A 16,824-nucleotide genomic window follows, 5' to 3' on the forward strand; every position below is an offset into this window, starting at 1 on the left:
CTTTAGACAAAATTTCCATTTATGATTAATTTATTTCCGTATTAATAGCTAAATATTTTTCTCTATCTCTTAAAAATGTGTATTTTCGCAAACTGATAAAATTATACAAAAAATGGCAGTTTTAGGAGCAATTAGAAACAAACCGTGGCTTTTGATGGGAATCATCGCAGTTGCAATGTTAGCATTTGTAGTGAATCCAGATAGTTTAGAAAAATTATTTGGCCCAGAACCAGGTGTTTACGGGGAAGTTAATGGTGATAAAATAACAAAAGAAGATTTTGATGATCAACTTTTTATTTTGCAGCAACAAGCGCAGCAGCAAGGTCAACCTACAAAAGGTTTGGAGGAGCAAGCGTGGCAAATGGTGGTGCAGTCTAAATTAATTGAGCAGCAATTTGATAAAATGGGACTTACCCTTACGGAGGATATGTTCTGGAACCAACTGCAATTTGATCCTATGTTTGCACAAAATCAAGAAAATTTCGATGCAAAAGGTAATTTCAAAGGGCAAGAAATTAAAAAACAAGTTGAAGAGCTAAAGACTAGTGGTAATGCGGAAATGCTCAACAACTGGAGTAAAACAAGAAAAGCCATTGAGTACAGAATGATGGCCAGACAACTTTTTGCTAATATTTCTACAGGTATTACCGTTGGGAAAAAAGAAGCTGAAGAAATGATGAAGCAAAGAGATCAGGTGGCTGCAATTGATTTCGTGAAGGTGGATTATGATACTTACGCGAAGAAAAACCCAGTTAAGATTACAAGAGAAGATTTAGAAGCTTATATTAAAAGTCATCCGATTCTATTTAAAAGAGATGCAAGTAGAAATATAGGATTGGTTTATTTTCCTGCAGCACCAAGTGCTCAAGATGATGCCGTAGCGAAAACCGAGATTAATAAATTGTTTACAGTAGGTAGTGAGGTGAGTGGCGGAACAGAAAGTTTCCAAAACACAGCAAATGACTCCATGTTTATTGCATTAAATTCCGATTTGCCTTTTAATCCACAGTATTTTTCTGGCGACCAGTTACCTGCCGCAATCAAGGATCAAGTTGGAGGTGCAGCGGTCGGAACAACTTTTGGACCATACAAAGAGCAAAACTATTATGTAGTTTCTAAACTTTTGGATAAAAAACCTTCAGATTCTACACTGTCAAGACACATTTTAGTTTCTTACAAAGGAAATGAAGCTGGCGGAGATGCTACGAGAACAAAAGATGAAGCTAAAAAATTAGCTGATTCTATTGGAGCAGCAGTTAAAGCCAATCCAGCAACATTTACAGAATTCTTAAAATACTCCTCAGATCCAGGATCTGCAGCACAAGGTGGAAGTGTAGGTTGGACAACTCCAGCAACGCCATTTGTTCCCGAGTTTTTAAGCTTCTTAGCAAATAATGGAAAAGGAGCAACAGGAGTAGTAGAGACGCAGTTTGGGTATCACATTATCAATATTGAAGATAAAAAAACTGGCGCGATGTCTTATAAAGTTGCCAATCTAGCGAAAGCGGTTAAACCATCAGACAAAACAGAAAATGAGATCTATACCAAAGCAACCAAGTTTATTCAGCAGGTTCAAGGTAAATCTTTCAATGAATTTTCTAATGTAGCGAAGAAAAACAATTACCAATTCTCTAATCCTACTGAAGTGGGACGTTTCCAAGGAACATTACAAGGTTTGGCCACAGATAAGGATGAAGATGTAATTGCTTGGGCATTTGATAAGAAAAGAGAGAAAGGAGATAGTGAAATTTTCACCGTTGATGGAACGGGAGACCGAATCATTGCCTACGTAAATGGGGTACAAGATGCAGGTCTTGCTGATGCAGAAGCAGTTCGTCCACAAGTAGAGCCCTTGGTAAAAAACAAAATTTTAGCAAAACAGATTTCAGATAAAATTATTGCTGCGAAGGCGACAACTCTTGATCAACTTGCAAAATTATTTACTGTAACTAAGCAATCAGCAGATGTAAATTTGCTAAGCCCACAAGTTGCAGGTGCTATGGAGCCTAGAGTTGCAGGCGCTGCTTTTGGAGTTGCAAAAGGAAAACTATCTAATCCAGTAGAAGGGAGCACGGGAGTTTACGTTGTAGTGAAAAAATCTGAAACTGTGAATAAACAACCTGGTGACATCAAACAAATTACCGAGGCGATTGCAAGTCAAAACGCTCAGCAATTTGGTCAGGCTTTATTGAAAAGTTTACAAGACAATGCGAAGATTGAAGATTATAGAATTGAAGTTTATAACAGTCAAGCTTCTCAACAGCAATAAGAAAGCAAATTAAAATAATTTCAGAAGCGACTTTTTTAAGTCGCTTCTGTTGTTTTTTGCAGCACGGTTTTTGAATGGTGTTCGATTAATTTGTATTATATTTGTTCATCAAAAAATTAAGTTAAGTGAAGTTTTCAAGAGAAGTAAAAGCAGGATTAATCGCACTTTTAGCGATTGTAGGGTTCGTTATTCTGTTTCAGTTTATGAAAGGTAAAAGCCTTTTCACCACCGATAATATATTTTACGCCAAATTTGATAATGTGGAGGGTTTAGCAGCGTCTAATCCGGTATCTATCAATGGTTTAAGAGTTGGTCAAGTCGATCAGATTATCCCTATTACAGATAAAGACGGTAAAATTCATTTCGTAGTTAAAGTGGATATCGATGAAGATTTTGAATTTTCTAAAAGATCAACCTTAGAAATTTTCGAGCCTGGATTAATGTCTGGTAAAGAAATGCGGATCAATTTGCAATATGGGCAACCGATGGCGAAAGATGGCGATACTTTAGTTGGAGCTTATACTTTGTCAATGATGAATAACATTTCGTCACAAGTTGGACCCGTAAAAGATCAGCTACAAATCGTTTTGAAAAGAGTGGATTCATTGACCAATAATGCCAATCAAATCTTAAATGATCAAAACAGAGCAGAAATTCGCGCCTTGCTTTTAAATTTGAATAGAACAGTCTCTGCATTTGAAGGAACGTCTAGACAAACAAATGCTTTGCTGGCAAATAACGATCCTAGAATCCAGAAAGTATTGGATAATGCAAATCTCGCGACCATCAGCGCGAGAACATCTATCGATAAATTCGGACGGGTTGCAGATGAGGTAGATGTACAAAAATTGAATAATACCATAGATAAATTAAGCACCACTTCAGAAAAACTGAATGATGTAATTTCTGGCATTCAAAATGGAGAAGGCAGCTTAGGTAAATTAACCAAAGATGAGCAACTCTACAATAATCTAAATACAGCCTCAGACAATCTGAATAAATTGATTGAAGATCTAAAAGAGAATCCAAAACGCTACCTTAACTTCTCTGTTTTTGGTAAAAACACTAAAGATTAAACCGTCTCAATATGCAATATATTGACAATATTATTTTCCTGATTGCCTTAGTTCTTGGCTTCGGAATCTTCGTCAAAGGATTCAAAGAAATTTATCGCAATATTAAGTTGGGTCGCAAAATTGACCGAACTGACCAACCAGCCGTTCGCTGGAAAACCATGGGAAAGGTCGCCATGGGTCAAAGCAAAATGGTGAAGCGCCCGATCGCGGGAATTTTACACATTATCGTTTATGTTGGTTTTATCATCATCAACTTTGAATTGCTGGAGATTATTATCGATGGTATTTTTGGGACTCACCGATTTTTAGCGGGCATTATAGGGACAGTGGCTTATGGTTATTTCACCGCGACGCTGGAGATTTTAGCGCTACTCGTAACCGTAGCGGTTGTCATTTTCTTTATCCGAAGAAATTTTTTCAGCATCAAAAGGTTTAATATGAAGGAACTTTTTGGGTGGCCAAAGAAAGATGCAAATTGGATTCTGATTATAGAATTCGCTCTGATGATTGCTTTCTTCACGATGAATTCTGCAGACTTGGCGATGCAAAAACGCGGTCTTTTAAATATGCACGGAAGCTTTCCAATATCTGGGAATCTTCTGACACCCGTATTTGAAAATTTTGGAGATACTGCTTTAATGCTCACGGAAAGGGGAGCGTGGTGGTTCCACTTTTTGGGGATTTTATTCTTCATGAATTACCTTTATTACTCAAAACATTTACATATTATCTTAGCTTTTCCAAATACTTGGTTTGCTAATCTAAAACCTAAAGGCCAGTTTACGAACCTGAATTCTGTTACCAAAGAAATCAGATTAATGATGGATCCAAATGCTGATCCTTATGCTGCGGCACCAGAAGATGATCCTAATGAAGTTCCAGAAAAATTTGGCGCAAGTGATATTTTTGATTTGAATCAAGTCCAGTTATTGAATGCTTATTCTTGCACAGAATGTGGTCGCTGTACCGCAGTTTGTCCTGCATCCATTACTGGTAAAAAACTGTCTCCACGTAAAATTATGATGGATACCCGAGATCGAATTGAAGAAGTTGGTCAAAACATCAATAAAAACGGAAAGTTTGTAGATGATGGTAAGAAATTATTAGACGATCATATTTTAAGAGAAGAACTTTGGGCGTGTACAACTTGTAACGCTTGTGTAGAAGCTTGTCCAGTATTAATTGATCCGCTTTCCATTATTGTGGATATGAGGAGATTTTTGGTCATGGAGCAATCTTCGGCACCAAGTGAATTGAACGTAATGATGACCAATGTTGAAAATAATGCAGCGCCATGGGCTTATAATCAAGCCGATCGTTTAAAATGGACAACTGAGTAATACAAAAATCGTAATTGTAACAGTTTAGGCAAGTTCGTAAATGTTACATTGATAAATATAAGAATGGATTTCACTATAAAAACAATGGCAGAATATGCTGCCGAGGGAAAAGCACCAGAAGTGTTGTTTTTCGTAGGTTGCGCCGGGAGTTTTGATGACCGAGCAAAAAAAATCACCAAAGCCCTCTGCAAAATATTAGATAAAGTAGGCGTAGAATTTGGCGTTTTGGGTCAAGAAGAATCATGCAATGGCGATCCCGCAAAACGTGCTGGAAACGAGTTTGTTTTCCAAATGATGGCTTTAACGAATATTGAAGTGATGAATGGATATGGCGTGAAGAAAATTGTTACTGCTTGTCCACATTGTTTTAATACTTTAAAAAATGAATATCCTAGTTTAGGTGGGAATTTTGAAGTAATGCACCACACCCAGTTCCTCAAAAAGTTAATGGAAGAGGGCCGACTGAAAATTGAAGGCGGAACTTTTAAAGGAAAAAAAATCACCTTCCACGATCCCTGTTACTTGGGGAGAGGAAATGGAGAATATGAAGCACCACGGCAGCTTTTGCAAAAATTAGATGCAGAATTGGTAGAAATGAAAAGGTGTAAATCGAATGGTTTATGCTGCGGCGCAGGTGGCGCACAAATGTTTAAAGAACCAGAAAAAGGGGACAAAGACATTAACATAGAGAGAACAGAAGAAGCATTGAGCGAAAATCCAAATATCATCGCGACGGGTTGTCCGTTTTGCAATACCATGATAACAGATGGCATTAAACATTTCAATTCCAACGTAGAAGTGAAAGATATCGCCGAATTATTAGCAGAAGCAGACGATTTATAATGAAAACCAAAGTCCTTTATTTCCTCATGATTGCCGGAGCATTGCTCTTTATCCTTAACATTTGGTCTGCAGATTTTGATACAGAAAAAATTAATTTTTGGAGCGCAGGTGCAAGTTTATTGATGATTGTATTAGGTTATATCGAATTAAAAAAGGTGCCGAAAGATGAAAATTGAAGAATCAACAATTGAGGAAGCTACAGATTACCGCGTGATCATCTATCCCGCTTCTCGAGCTTTTACCCCCAAAGAAAGTAAAGTTATTACTGAAAAACTGTACGACTTTCTTGCAACTTGGGCAGCGCATGGAAAACCACTTTCTTCTTCTTTTAAAGTAGAAAAAAATCAATTCATTATTATTTGTGTAGATGAAGATAAGGAAGCCGCTTCAGGTTGTTCCATTGATGCCTTAGGTAAAGTGATGAAAGAAATGGATCAAGAATTTCAATTGGGATTATTTGACCGCATGAAGGCGACTTATGTAGAAAATGGAATTATCAAAACGCTGAAATTGCAAGATTTTAAGAACGGTATAAAGAATGGTGAAATTTCAAAAGACATTCAAGTCTATGATTTTTCCAAGAGTTCTTATGTTGAATTTCTGGGCCAATTTTTACTTCCTTTAAATAGAAGTTGGGCCGGAATGTATCTGAACTAAAATGTTATTATTTTAATATATCCCTTTTTAACCTTGTGTTGAAAAGGGTTTTTTGTTTTTGAAGGGGAATGATGTATTTTTGTCTTATTAACATTTTACATGCGCTACAAAATTCTTTTTCTTTCTTCCTGGTTTCCCAATAAACTGGAGCCGACCAATGGAAATTTTGTGCAGCGTCATGCAGAATCAGTCTCATTACTACATGATGTCGAAATCTTGCATGCGATTGGAAATCATACTCAACCGAAAAAGTTTGTTTTTGATGATCAGCAGATTAATGGGATTAGGACTTTAATCGTTTATTATAAAAATTCAAATAATCCGTTACAAAACTTTCTTCGCAGAATGATCGCCTATAAAAAAGGATTCTCGATAATGAATCCTCCTGATTTGGTTCACGCCAACGTCATGCAGAAATCAATGCTGTTTGCGGTTTATCTAAAGCTTAAATTAAAAATTCCTTTTGTAGTTACGGAGCATTGGTCGGGCTTTTTGCAAATGAATCGCTTTAAACTTTCTAAATCAGATCTTTTTATTTCGAAAATAATCTCAAAAAATTCCAGTGCAGTTTTGCCAGTCAGCAATTTTTTGAAAAGAGATTTAAATGATAACACTTTAAACACTAAGACGGAAGTTGTCGAAAATGTGGTAGATACAAAACTCTTTAAAGTCAAAGATTCTGAACCTGAAGTTTTCACCTTTCTCCATATTTCTAATTTAATTCAATTAAAAAATCCCGAGAAAATCATCAATGTTGCGGTACTTTTATCTAAGGAGTTCAACAATTTTGAACTTCATATCGGTGGAGATGGCGATGTAGAAAAACTAAATGAATTCATCAGAAAGGCAAAAGCAGAATCATTCATAAAAACTTTTGGAACTCTGGAATTATACGAAGTTGCAGTTAAAATGAGATCGAGTTCCTGTTTCATTCTGTTTAGTGATTACGAAAATTTCCCCTGTGTTTTGCTCGAATCATTGTCCAGCGGAACTCCGGCAATTGCGACAAAGGTGGGCGGAATTCCAGAGATTATCAATGCTTCAAATGGGATTTTAATTTCTAACTCTGACCTTGAATTATATAATGCCATGAAAGACATGTTGCTGCAAAATAGTACTTTTAAGTCACCCGCTGATTTGCATCAATCCGTGGAAGATCGATTTTCTAAGCAAGTTATCGCGGAGAAATTTGATAAAATTTATCAAGAAACCATGCAGGAATTTCAAGCCTCATAAAATTTGCGTAATTTGATTAGCAATTCATTTTCCCTTAAATCAACTTCATGAAAAAAGGATTTTCCATCACCATCAACCCCCAAAACGTAGCGATAAATTCTTTTATCACAAAAGAAAATGATGATATTTATGTGCAGACATCCAGTGTAGATATTTTGTTGGAAGGTGTTCTTTTGAATAAACAAAAATTATTAAATTCCTTTGCCCTAAAGGATTTTGAGTCTTTAATTCAAGAACTGTATTTTCAAAAAAAAGAAGATTTTATTCAATTATTGGTAGGTGAATTTCGAGGTTTTATCTACGATAAAGTCCAGCAAAAATTAATGGTCTTTACAAATGTTACTTCCACTCAACGTGTTTTCTACGGTAAGTTCGGGGAGACTATTTTTATTGATACCAGTTTGGTTCGCTTAAGCGAAATGTTGAAAAGAAGTGATTTTGCTGTTGAACCCGATTTAGAATCGCTTTATCAATTACTTTGTTTTACGAATTTGCCGGAAAGGAAAACGCCAATTCAGCATATTCATAAAATTCTAGATGGGCACTTCTTAAACATTAATGTAATAGAAGTTATTTCAAATGAAGTGGAATATTTTAATTTGTCTGAATACTCTCGATTTAACGGTAATAAGAATGCGGCAATCGACCAAATTCACGAAATATTTCAGGAATCGGTGCTTTTAGAATATGATAAAGACACCGAATTTGGCACTCATCATCTTGCTCTTTTAAGCGGGGGGTTAGACAGCCGAGTAGCCATGATGTATGCCGTGAAAAATAATCGTAAACCAGATAACGCTTTGTGTTTCTCGCAGTCTGATTATTTTGATCATACCATTTCGGAAAAGATTGCGGAAGATTTACATATCCATTATGAGTTTATTCCTTTAGATGGAGGCAAATTTCTGAAAGAAATTGATGCGCTCACCGAAATTTCTGAGGGAATGGTTTTGTACACGGGTGGAATCCATGTGCAACACGCCGTGAAAAACATGCAGTATGAAAATTTCGGATTATTTCACAGCGGTCAAATTGGGGATGGAGTTTTGGGCGGATTCAATACGGAACCGAAAAGGAAAAAACCGACTTCATTTAAAATTGTAGAAAATCTGAAATTTCTACCCCAAGTCCAATCTTCTCTCACAAATATTTTAAAAAATTATGAGTCGGAAGAGCTTTTCCTCTTACGTAATGTTGCTTACAACCGCACAATTTTAGGTGCGCACGTTTTTCAGCAAAAGCGCTATCAAACCTCGCCGTTTATGACGCAGGATTTTTTAAAATTTGCCATTTCACTACCGGAAGAATGGAAGTTTAACCACAGATTTTACATTGAATGGATCAATAAACATTGCAAAGAAGCCACAAATTATCGGTGGGAGAGAACGCTTTTAAAACCAAATGCGCCCTGGAAAACTACTTTTGGAGACCAATTTGTAAAGCGCGGATTTAAGATTTTAAATGAAAAAATTTTAAGAACGCCGCAAAATTCCAGCATGTATCCTTATCAATTTTATTTTCATGGCGACCCACAGATTCAGACTTATTATCAAGAGTATTATGATCACAATATTCATCGTTTAGAAAATTATCCGGAATTATTAAAAGACGTTCAAGAACTTTTCGAAACGAAAGATTTTAATTTGAAATCGAAGGCCATTAATATTTTATCAATATTTAAACTATATTTTTAAGGGTGAAAAGTCTACGAATTTTTATCGCAGAATTTTTTAATAACAAAGGGCAACACGTATTTTTGTCTTTGCTTATTGCAAAAATTTGCGCATTTCTCGGTGCTCTATTCGTTATCCGACTTTTACCGGAAAGTGAATTTGGAACAATCAGCATTGTAGCGTCTGTGTTTGCGATTTTTGCTCCCTTTAGCGGCTTCGGAAGTCAGCAAAGTTTGTTGCGATTTGGATCAGTTTCGGAAGGTTTGCAGGAGAAAAAAGCACTTTCCAAGTATCTTTTGCTGAAAGGTTTCACTTATCAACTTTTGTTGAGTATAATTTTTCTTTTAATCAGTTTTTTTTATGTGTCGAAATATGAAGATATTTTTTATGTTTTTCTCCTGTTTTCTGCGCGTTTGATTGGCTTTTACTTTTTAAACCATCTGCAATCTGAGTTTAGAATTTTTGGAAACAATAGGGGATTTGCCAAGCTAACCAATACCGTAAATATTGCTGGACTTGTATTGCTCTTTTTGCTTACTTATTTTTTTGGTTTAATGGGTTACTTGAGCGCCATTGCAATTACACCCTTTTTAGCTTTTATATATTTCAAAAAACATAATTACAAATCAATTTCTGGTAGTTTTAATTTTACGAAAAAAGAAATCTGGAATTACGGATTTCATGCTTCTGGAACTGCCATGCTTTCGGATTTGCTCTTCTCTGCGGATATTTTAATGCTCAGTTTTTTATTGGATGAATCTGCGGTGGCTAACTATAAAGTAGCTCTTTTAATTCCGGCCAATATTACTTTTTTGGCCTTAACTTTCATGCAGAGTGACTTTCCAATATTGGCGAAGAATTTTCAAAACAAAGTCTATCTCAGGAATTATATCCATAATTATTACAAGATTTTTCTTCCGGTAGCAATTGGTATTTTTATCGTGGGTTCGATTTTCAATGACAAGATTATTCACCTGTTTTTTAGTGCGAGATATGCTGATAATGGTCTTGTTTTCTCCGTTCTTTTAGGTGCATTTTGTTTGAATATGCTACTGCGAAATTTGTATGGAAATTTACTCTCTGCAGTAGGTAAAATGAAAGTAAACACAGGCGTTTCACTAGTTACATTGGCACTTTTAATAGTTTTTGCTGGAGTTCTCGTCAAGAAGTTTGGCGTATTGGGAATGGCCATAAGTTTAAGTTCGAGTATGTTTATCGGGGGACTTTTGCTGATGTTCGCCTTTAATGTCTATTTGAAAAATTTAAAATAAAGTATCTTTGTCGCCATGAAAAATGTGTTTTTTATTGCTGTGATTGGTTTTTTTGGTTTTCTTTCTTGCCGGAATGATGATCTTGTAGTGCAGCAAATTGATCAAGTTTTAAATATCTACATCGATTCCGCTGGTCAGGATATGCTCAATTCAACCCGCGCAAATTCTTATACTACCGTTCAGATGAATGATGTTTTGGGTCTTACAGATAATGCGCCAGTAAGTTTCAATTTGAAGAAAACCGTAGATACAGTTAACTATATGGAATATATTGCGGGTGCACGCAGACTTACAATTGATTCTTTGGGAGATTCTAAAAGGTATGAATCCAGAATTGCTTTGCTCTTGACAAAGAGATTAAATGATTCCGTAACTACGCTCCAAAATGACACCATGATCATTCAATACGAATCTACGCCAGAAATATTTCAGGTTTCGAAGGTATTTTACAATCGCGTTTTACAGTTTACTAAAGTTGGAAACGAGCCCAATATTGTAAAAATTCAAAAATAATTCTTAAGCAAAATACTTTTTAAAAATTGTAAATTTGCGGTACACTTGATTTGAGGTAAAATCTGCCTTAAATCTATACTAATAAATCATTATCAAATGTTACAGGTTAATTTTTTGCGCGATAATAAAGAACGCGTTTTGGAAGGCTTAGAGAAGAGAAATTTTAAACAACCAGAATTGGTAGAGGAAGCTATTTCTGCTGACGATAATCGGAAGAAGTTTCAATTTGAGCTGGATCAAAACCTCTCGGAGATGAATAAAATCTCTAAGGAAATTGGCATGTTGATGGCGCAAGGAAATAAAGAAGGAGCGGAATCTGCTAAATCTAAAACCGCGCAATTCAAAGAGAATTCTCAAACATTGCAGATTCAATTGAAGGAAGCGGAAGCGAGACTGCAAGAAATTCTTTATCTCATTCCCAATATTCCTTATGAAAAAGTAATTGGTGGAAATGGTGCAGATGATAATGAAAATATTTTTCAATCTCATGCTGTAGAAGGTTTAGGCGAAGGTGCAATTCCTCATTGGGACTTGGCGAAAAAATATAATTTAATTGATTTTGAATTAGGGGTTAAGATTGCAGGAGCTGGATTTCCCGTTTATTTTGGAAAAGGAGCCCGATTGCAAAGAGCGCTTGTTCAATATTTTTTAGATAAAAATGTTGAGGCTGGATACTTAGAAGTTAATCCGCCACATGTGGTGAATGAAGCATCTGGATATGGAACAGGTCAATTACCAGATAAAGAAGGTCAAATGTATTATTCGGAAGAAGATAAACTGTATCTCATTCCAACCGCTGAAGTTCCGGTGACCAATCTTTACCGTGACGTTTTACTAGAGGAGAAAGATTTGCCTGTAAAAAATACCGCATTTTCGCAATGTTATCGTAGAGAAGCTGGAAGTTACGGTGCTCACGTGAGAGGTTTAAACCGTCTTCATCAGTTTGAAAAGGTGGAGATTGTTCGCATAGAAAAACCAGAGAATTCTTATGCTGCGTTAGAAGGAATGGTGAAACATGTGGAATCTCTTTTACAAGATTTAGAACTGCCTTATCGAATATTGCGTTTGTGTGGTGGAGATACAAGTTTTGCCGCCGCCATGACTTATGATTTCGAGGTTTGGAGTGCAGCGCAGGAAAAATGGTTAGAGGTTTCTTCCGTTTCTAATTTTGAAACTTTTCAGGCCACAAGATTGAAATGCAGATATAAAACTGAAGGTAAATCCCAGTTTGTTCATACTCTAAATGGGTCAGCGATGGCATTGCCCAGAATTATGGCGGCTTTGCTGGAAAATAATCAGACAGAAGAAGGAATTAGAATTCCGAAAAAAATAGCGGAATATGCAAAATTTGATATGATCAGCTAAAATCGATTTAAAATAGAAAATCCCCTGAAATCTAAAGTTTCAGGGGATTTTATATATAAGAAATTAACTATTCTGTTGTGATGATTAGCTTTTTATCTTTATTCGTCAAGCCTTTTCCGCCGTCTAGTAAATCATTACTTCTCAAACTGATTTGTAGTGTTTTATTATCGATTTGTTTTACAAAATCATGTTTCCCCACAATACTTTTAATAGGTTTCTGAAACTTTATTTTGCTGGAATAATTTACATTAAACATCTTCATCATTCCGATCATTCCCTGCGCCATTTGTTTCCCGTAAACTTCCAAAGAATCACTTTTTGAGTTGGGTTTCGTAGTCGTGCTGTTCGGAGTTTCTTTTGCCATTTCTGCTAAAAATTCTGTATTGTTAAATTTATCAGTGTCAATGGTCAGTGTTTTTCCATTCCAGGTTCCTACATTTTGAAGGGGTAAATTTTTGAGTTGTTTGTTTTGGGACAGAAGACTGGTAATTTCTTTCGGCAACAACTTATCATATTTAAGGGAAAGTCCATAAAGTTCGCCTTTGTCCTTATTGAGTTTGATGAACATTTTTTTCAAGACTTTAGCGGAATCTTGATGTACTGTAATTTTTCCATTCTTTTGAATGTCATATAAACTTTTCCAATCGGTAGTGAGATTGGCCAATTCTTTTGAATCTTTAAAAGTTCCTGTGCCTTTACCCATCATATTCATCATTCCCAAAACACTTTGATCCATTAAGATATTAGATTCCATGATTGTTGCAGAATCATTATAATAAGTGGTTTCCGTATTAACGGAACAAGATTGGAGGGTGAAAATTGCGGCAATAAGCCAAATTCCATACTTTTTAATCATTTCTAAGTTTCATTTGTTCTCGGCTTTGATTAAAATTAAAGGGAAAAGTTAAGAAGATGATTGTCCGAAAAGTTTTTGAAATGTAATTAATGGCAAGATTCCATACTACCATGGTCATGATTTTTGCAATCATCGGCGTGATGAATTTGCAAGGCTTCCTTTTTCGGAGAGATGTAAGGAATACCGATTTCAAGTCCACGGAGAATGAAAAGACCGCCCAAAAGGATCATCATCACTGGAACAAATTTCAAAATTTTTATTCTGAAAGCAGAAGTCATTAAATTTCCGAGGAGCACAATAGCAAACATAAAGGGTAACGTTCCAAGTCCGAAAAGCGCCATAAATGTTGCACTTTGCCAAATTCCACCAGAGGCTAAACTTGCGGTTAGCGCCATATAAACCATTCCACACGGGAGAAATCCATTGAGAATACCCGTACTGAAACGAGATCTATAATCCGCTTTCTGAAGCAAACGACCTAAGTTCATTTTAACTTTGAGTAAAAACTTTGATAGAAAAGGAATTTTGGAGGTGAAATCTTTACCACCGAAAGAAAAAAGCGCCATTACAATTAAAAGAATTCCAACTCCAATCGTTAAATATTGTTGAAATCCAGCCATGGCAAAACCTTGACCCACAATACCCAAAACCGCTCCTAAAAATGAATACGTCACAATTCTACCGAACTGATACGTTAAGTTTTGCAGATAATAATTGGTGGCTTGTTTCTTCGTTAAACCCAAAGATAACGCGATAGGTCCACACATACCGACACAATGGAATCCTGAGGCGAATCCCAATCCAACCGCTGATATAATGAGGGTTAATTCCATTGAACGTCGTAATCCAATTGATAGGGTTTTTTATCGACTTGCCATTTCACTTTTAAAGTATAAGAACCCGCAGAAATAACTTGTTTTGGGATGCTAAAAGATTTTTGACCATCTAGTATGATGTCTTTTTTTACATCCAGGTTACTGTCATTCGTGCGGTACATATCGAAGTGCACTTTGGATTCATCTGGAGAAATACTTGCTGGAAAGTCTATTGTTATGCCACTCGCCAATTGTTTGTAAGCGGGGAGTTCTGTTAAAGTTTCTGCATTTCTTTTTGCGTCTATAACTTCTTGATATTTCAATTCTTCAGAATAATAATCATCTGTCACCATTTCTGCATTTTGCTGTCCGCTGGGGAAAATTAAAATCATAAATAAGATGAAGGCGATAAATGAGCCCAGTCCCAGTACGATTCCGTGTCCCCAATTAAATTTTTTAAACATGTATGTTAGAATTGTAGTTTGAAGGGTCCTTCGAAAAAGGTTTTGAAACTATCCAGCATTTTTCCGTTTTTATCATAAACTCCAATTTCTATGTTTTGTTTAGATAACTCAATTTCTTTTTCTGGAAAACTGATGTTGACCGTTCCTTTAGTGATTTCGCCCTTTTTAATTAATATTTTATCGGTTCCACTCAAGCTGATTTCACCATGTTGTGGTTCCAAGATTTTGATGGTCATTAATTCATCTACATTTCCTTTGTTTAAGAAAGTGTAGCTGTATGTATTGGTGATTTTTCCGTCTCTCACGAAATATGATGAACCTGCAGGCTTTATAAATTTCGCCTCTACTGTTCCTCTGTTATACAATAAAAATCCTAAGAAAGCTACCATTAAAGCCAAGACGAAAGAATACGCTTTCATTCTATTCGTAAATCGGAAAGGGATTTCTTTTTCAATCTCATCTTCCGTTGCATATCTGATCAATCCTGGTGGAAGTCCAGTTTTTACCATGACTTCATCACATGCGTCGATACACGCGGTGCAGTTTACGCATTCTAATTGTTGACCATCGCGGATGTCTATTCCCGTTGGACAAACAACCACACATTGGTTACAATCGATACAATCACCTTTTCCTTCTGCTTTTCGATCTTCTCCTTTTCTCCATTTCGAACGATTTTCACCTCTTTTAAAATCGTAATATACATTGATGGTTTGTTTGTCAATAAGAACACCTTGCAATCTACCGTAAGGACAAACGAGGGTACAAACTTGTTCCCGAAACCAAGCAAACGTAAAATAAAATGCACCAGTGAAAATTACCATCACCAAAAAACTTGCGAAGTTGGTGAACGGTCCTTCTTTGATCATGTCAAAAACTTCTTGATAGCCCACAATGTACATAAACATCCAGTGCGTGATGACTAACGAAATGATCATATAAATTGACCATTTCAAAGATCTTTTCCAGATTTTTTCGGAATTCCATTCTTGGCGGTCCAATTTCATTTGTTTATTACGGTCGCCTTCAATTGCATAATCAATTTTTCGGAATACCATTTCCAAAAAGATGGTCTGCGGACAAATCCATCCACAAAAAATTCGGCCGAAAACCACAGTAAATAATATAATAAATACAATGGATGTGATGGCTCCCAAGGCTAAGATGAAGAAATCTTGAGGATAAAAAGGCTGCCCGAAGACATAAAAATGTCTTTCTACCACATTAATTAGAAGAAAAGGATTTCCATTAATTTTAATGAAAGGCAGCGCGAAAAAAAGACATAAAAGAACGTAAGCGACTAAGGTTCGATAATTGGTGAATTTACCTTTTGGCTTGCGGGGAAAAATCCATCTTCTTTTACCCGTTTCATCCATTGTTCCTACAGAATCACGAAATGTTTCTGCAGCGATTACTTGTCCTTGTCCACCTTGAAATTTGTCATCTATTTTGTCCATGAATATAACCTATAAAAAAAAACATAACTCGAATTCTGGTATATACTGGAATTTCGAGTTATGTTTCAAAAGATATTTTTGTTTTTAATTTATTTCTCCCAGTTCGCTGGAGTTCCCTGCGGAGCAGCAGCTCCATCTGCCGGAGTAAGCGGTTTCAGTTCCTGATTAATGTGATAAATATAAGCAGCTACATTTTGAATATCAAATCCATTAATAATTCCGTTTTTCCCAAAAGCTTGCATTGCTGGATTATTTGGAGATCCATTCTCTACCATTTGGAACACGTTTTTAAATAATGTTTTCTCGGGCTGGTTGATCCAAGAATTATCTGTTAAGTTAGGACCAATTCCACCTTTTCCTCCTTCTCCATGACAAGAAACACAGTTTGTTTTAAAAACTTCTTGTCCTGCTTCTATATTGTCTGCCGAGAAAGCTGCATTCTCAATAGTTGGTGGCGGCGTGTTCTTCATGTACTCTGCAATACTTGCTGTTTGCGCTTTGTACTCTTCATCATATTCTACTTTAGTATCAGCAAAATCCGTGAGGAAGAAAGAGATCATATAAACGATACAGTAAGCAACCCCAAAATAAAATAATCCTAACCACCATTTTGGCAGTTGATTATCTAATTCCATAATACCATCAAAACCGTGATCTATTAAAATGTCTTGCTCGGTAGTAGCGGTCTGCTTCTTAAATGCACTATCATACAACCCTTTAAAATAAGGCTTGTTTTTTTCCTCAACGTACGCTAATTTCTCTACGTCCGTTAGTTTTTTAAACTTATCATTTTCGATTAGATCACCAATGGAGTTGTGGATTAATGTCAGAATTGTACTGATGACAACTGTTCCCCAAAAATAAGGTGACGAAAAGAAAGATGAATTCGGCACGAACATATAATACACAATAAAAAGAATTGCGAGTATAATAGCGATCGTTATGTAAACGGGAGTTCTTGGTTTCATATGAGCTAAATTTTATATAAA

At 36.0% G+C, this 16,824-nt stretch carries 16 protein-coding genes; 11 read left to right on the forward strand and 5 right to left on the reverse strand.

Features of this window, described 5'->3' with window-relative positions:
• Positions 1-112 precede the first annotated feature (112 nt).
• From RCH13_RS06215 to serS, 11 genes are all read left to right on the forward strand, one after another.
• The gene (locus RCH13_RS06215; protein ID WP_326986369.1) at positions 113-2,269 is read left to right on the forward strand and encodes a peptidylprolyl isomerase; all 2,157 of its coding nucleotides are present in this window, start codon (positions 113-115) and stop codon (positions 2,267-2,269) included.
• 125 nt (positions 2,270-2,394) lie between these two features.
• Entirely contained in the window at positions 2,395-3,345 is a 951-nt protein-coding gene (locus tag RCH13_RS06220; protein WP_326986370.1) for an MlaD family protein, read from the forward strand.
• Between the two features lie 11 nt (positions 3,346-3,356).
• Complete coding sequence (locus RCH13_RS06225) at positions 3,357-4,685, forward strand: 4Fe-4S dicluster domain-containing protein (RefSeq protein WP_326986371.1); 1,329 nt, start codon at positions 3,357-3,359, stop codon at positions 4,683-4,685.
• A gap of 63 nt (positions 4,686-4,748) precedes the next feature.
• Entirely contained in the window at positions 4,749-5,528 is a 780-nt protein-coding gene (locus RCH13_RS06230; protein ID WP_326986372.1) for a (Fe-S)-binding protein, read from the forward strand.
• A complete protein-coding gene (locus RCH13_RS06235; RefSeq protein ID WP_326986373.1) occupies positions 5,528-5,704 on the forward strand; it encodes a hypothetical protein in 177 nt (58 codons plus the stop codon). The genes RCH13_RS06230 and RCH13_RS06235 overlap by 1 nt, the downstream gene beginning before the upstream one ends.
• The gene (locus tag RCH13_RS06240) at positions 5,694-6,185 is read left to right on the forward strand and encodes a hypothetical protein (RefSeq protein ID WP_326986374.1); all 492 of its coding nucleotides are present in this window, start codon (positions 5,694-5,696) and stop codon (positions 6,183-6,185) included. Before RCH13_RS06235 ends, RCH13_RS06240 begins: the two co-directional genes overlap by 11 nt.
• Before the next feature lie 99 nt (positions 6,186-6,284).
• Entirely contained in the window at positions 6,285-7,421 is a 1,137-nt protein-coding gene (locus RCH13_RS06245; RefSeq protein ID WP_326986375.1) for a glycosyltransferase family 4 protein, read from the forward strand.
• A gap of 47 nt (positions 7,422-7,468) precedes the next feature.
• Positions 7,469-9,115, forward strand: coding sequence for an asparagine synthase-related protein (locus tag RCH13_RS06250; protein ID WP_326986376.1), 1,647 nt, complete (start codon positions 7,469-7,471; stop codon positions 9,113-9,115).
• A 2-nt stretch (positions 9,116-9,117) separates the two neighbouring features.
• The gene (locus tag RCH13_RS06255) at positions 9,118-10,365 is read left to right on the forward strand and encodes an oligosaccharide flippase family protein (RefSeq protein ID WP_326986377.1); all 1,248 of its coding nucleotides are present in this window, start codon (positions 9,118-9,120) and stop codon (positions 10,363-10,365) included.
• Positions 10,366-10,380: 15 nt separating this feature from the next.
• On the forward strand, positions 10,381-10,878 hold the full coding sequence (locus tag RCH13_RS06260; RefSeq protein ID WP_326986378.1) for a hypothetical protein: 498 nt from the start codon (positions 10,381-10,383) through the stop codon (positions 10,876-10,878).
• A 96-nt stretch (positions 10,879-10,974) separates the two neighbouring features.
• Positions 10,975-12,243: a serine--tRNA ligase gene (serS, locus tag RCH13_RS06265; protein ID WP_326986379.1), complete on the forward strand. Its 1,269-nt coding sequence runs from the start codon at positions 10,975-10,977 to the stop codon at positions 12,241-12,243.
• A 67-nt stretch (positions 12,244-12,310) separates the two neighbouring features.
• Here serS and RCH13_RS06270 read toward each other — a convergent pair whose 3' ends face one another.
• The 5 genes from RCH13_RS06270 to RCH13_RS06290 form a co-directional block, all read right to left on the reverse strand.
• On the reverse strand, positions 12,311-13,099 hold the full coding sequence (locus RCH13_RS06270; protein ID WP_326986380.1) for a hypothetical protein: 789 nt from the start codon (positions 13,097-13,099) through the stop codon (positions 12,311-12,313).
• A gap of 86 nt (positions 13,100-13,185) precedes the next feature.
• The gene (locus RCH13_RS06275; protein WP_326986381.1) at positions 13,186-13,932 is read right to left on the reverse strand and encodes a sulfite exporter TauE/SafE family protein; all 747 of its coding nucleotides are present in this window, start codon (positions 13,930-13,932) and stop codon (positions 13,186-13,188) included.
• A complete protein-coding gene (locus RCH13_RS06280; RefSeq protein ID WP_326986382.1) occupies positions 13,923-14,378 on the reverse strand; it encodes a FixH family protein in 456 nt (151 codons plus the stop codon). Before RCH13_RS06280 ends, RCH13_RS06275 begins: the two co-directional genes overlap by 10 nt.
• A 5-nt stretch (positions 14,379-14,383) precedes the next feature.
• Entirely contained in the window at positions 14,384-15,835 is a 1,452-nt protein-coding gene (gene ccoG / locus RCH13_RS06285; RefSeq protein WP_326986383.1) for a cytochrome c oxidase accessory protein CcoG, read from the reverse strand.
• Between the two features lie 89 nt (positions 15,836-15,924).
• Positions 15,925-16,803, reverse strand: coding sequence for a c-type cytochrome (locus RCH13_RS06290; RefSeq protein ID WP_326986384.1), 879 nt, complete (start codon positions 16,801-16,803; stop codon positions 15,925-15,927).
• Positions 16,804-16,824: the final 21 nt, after the last annotated feature.

It is taken from the genome of Chryseobacterium sp. MP_3.2, from assembly GCF_035984805.1.
Lineage (GTDB): Bacteria > Bacteroidota > Bacteroidia > Flavobacteriales > Weeksellaceae > Kaistella.

Excerpts from the sequence above, each read along its gene's own strand:
- RCH13_RS06230 (WP_326986372.1), top strand. The coding sequence starts at position 4,749 with ATGGATTTCACTATAAAAACAATGGCAGAATATGCTGCCGAGGGAAAA.
- serS (WP_326986379.1), top strand. The coding sequence starts at position 10,975 with ATGTTACAGGTTAATTTTTTGCGCGATAATAAAGAACGCGTTTTGGAA.
- RCH13_RS06250 (WP_326986376.1), top strand. The coding sequence starts at position 7,469 with ATGAAAAAAGGATTTTCCATCACCATCAACCCCCAAAACGTAGCGATA.
- RCH13_RS06240 (WP_326986374.1), top strand. The coding sequence starts at position 5,694 with ATGAAAATTGAAGAATCAACAATTGAGGAAGCTACAGATTACCGCGTG.
- RCH13_RS06270 (WP_326986380.1), bottom strand. The coding sequence starts at position 13,099 with ATGATTAAAAAGTATGGAATTTGGCTTATTGCCGCAATTTTCACCCTC.
- RCH13_RS06280 (WP_326986382.1), bottom strand. The coding sequence starts at position 14,378 with ATGTTTAAAAAATTTAATTGGGGACACGGAATCGTACTGGGACTGGGC.
- RCH13_RS06275 (WP_326986381.1), bottom strand. The coding sequence starts at position 13,932 with ATGGAATTAACCCTCATTATATCAGCGGTTGGATTGGGATTCGCCTCA.
- RCH13_RS06290 (WP_326986384.1), bottom strand. The coding sequence starts at position 16,803 with ATGAAACCAAGAACTCCCGTTTACATAACGATCGCTATTATACTCGCA.
- RCH13_RS06260 (WP_326986378.1), top strand. The coding sequence starts at position 10,381 with ATGAAAAATGTGTTTTTTATTGCTGTGATTGGTTTTTTTGGTTTTCTT.
- RCH13_RS06245 (WP_326986375.1), top strand. The coding sequence starts at position 6,285 with ATGCGCTACAAAATTCTTTTTCTTTCTTCCTGGTTTCCCAATAAACTG.
- RCH13_RS06215 (WP_326986369.1), top strand. The coding sequence starts at position 113 with ATGGCAGTTTTAGGAGCAATTAGAAACAAACCGTGGCTTTTGATGGGA.
- RCH13_RS06235 (WP_326986373.1), top strand. The coding sequence starts at position 5,528 with ATGAAAACCAAAGTCCTTTATTTCCTCATGATTGCCGGAGCATTGCTC.
- RCH13_RS06225 (WP_326986371.1), top strand. The coding sequence starts at position 3,357 with ATGCAATATATTGACAATATTATTTTCCTGATTGCCTTAGTTCTTGGC.
- ccoG (WP_326986383.1), bottom strand. The coding sequence starts at position 15,835 with ATGGACAAAATAGATGACAAATTTCAAGGTGGACAAGGACAAGTAATC.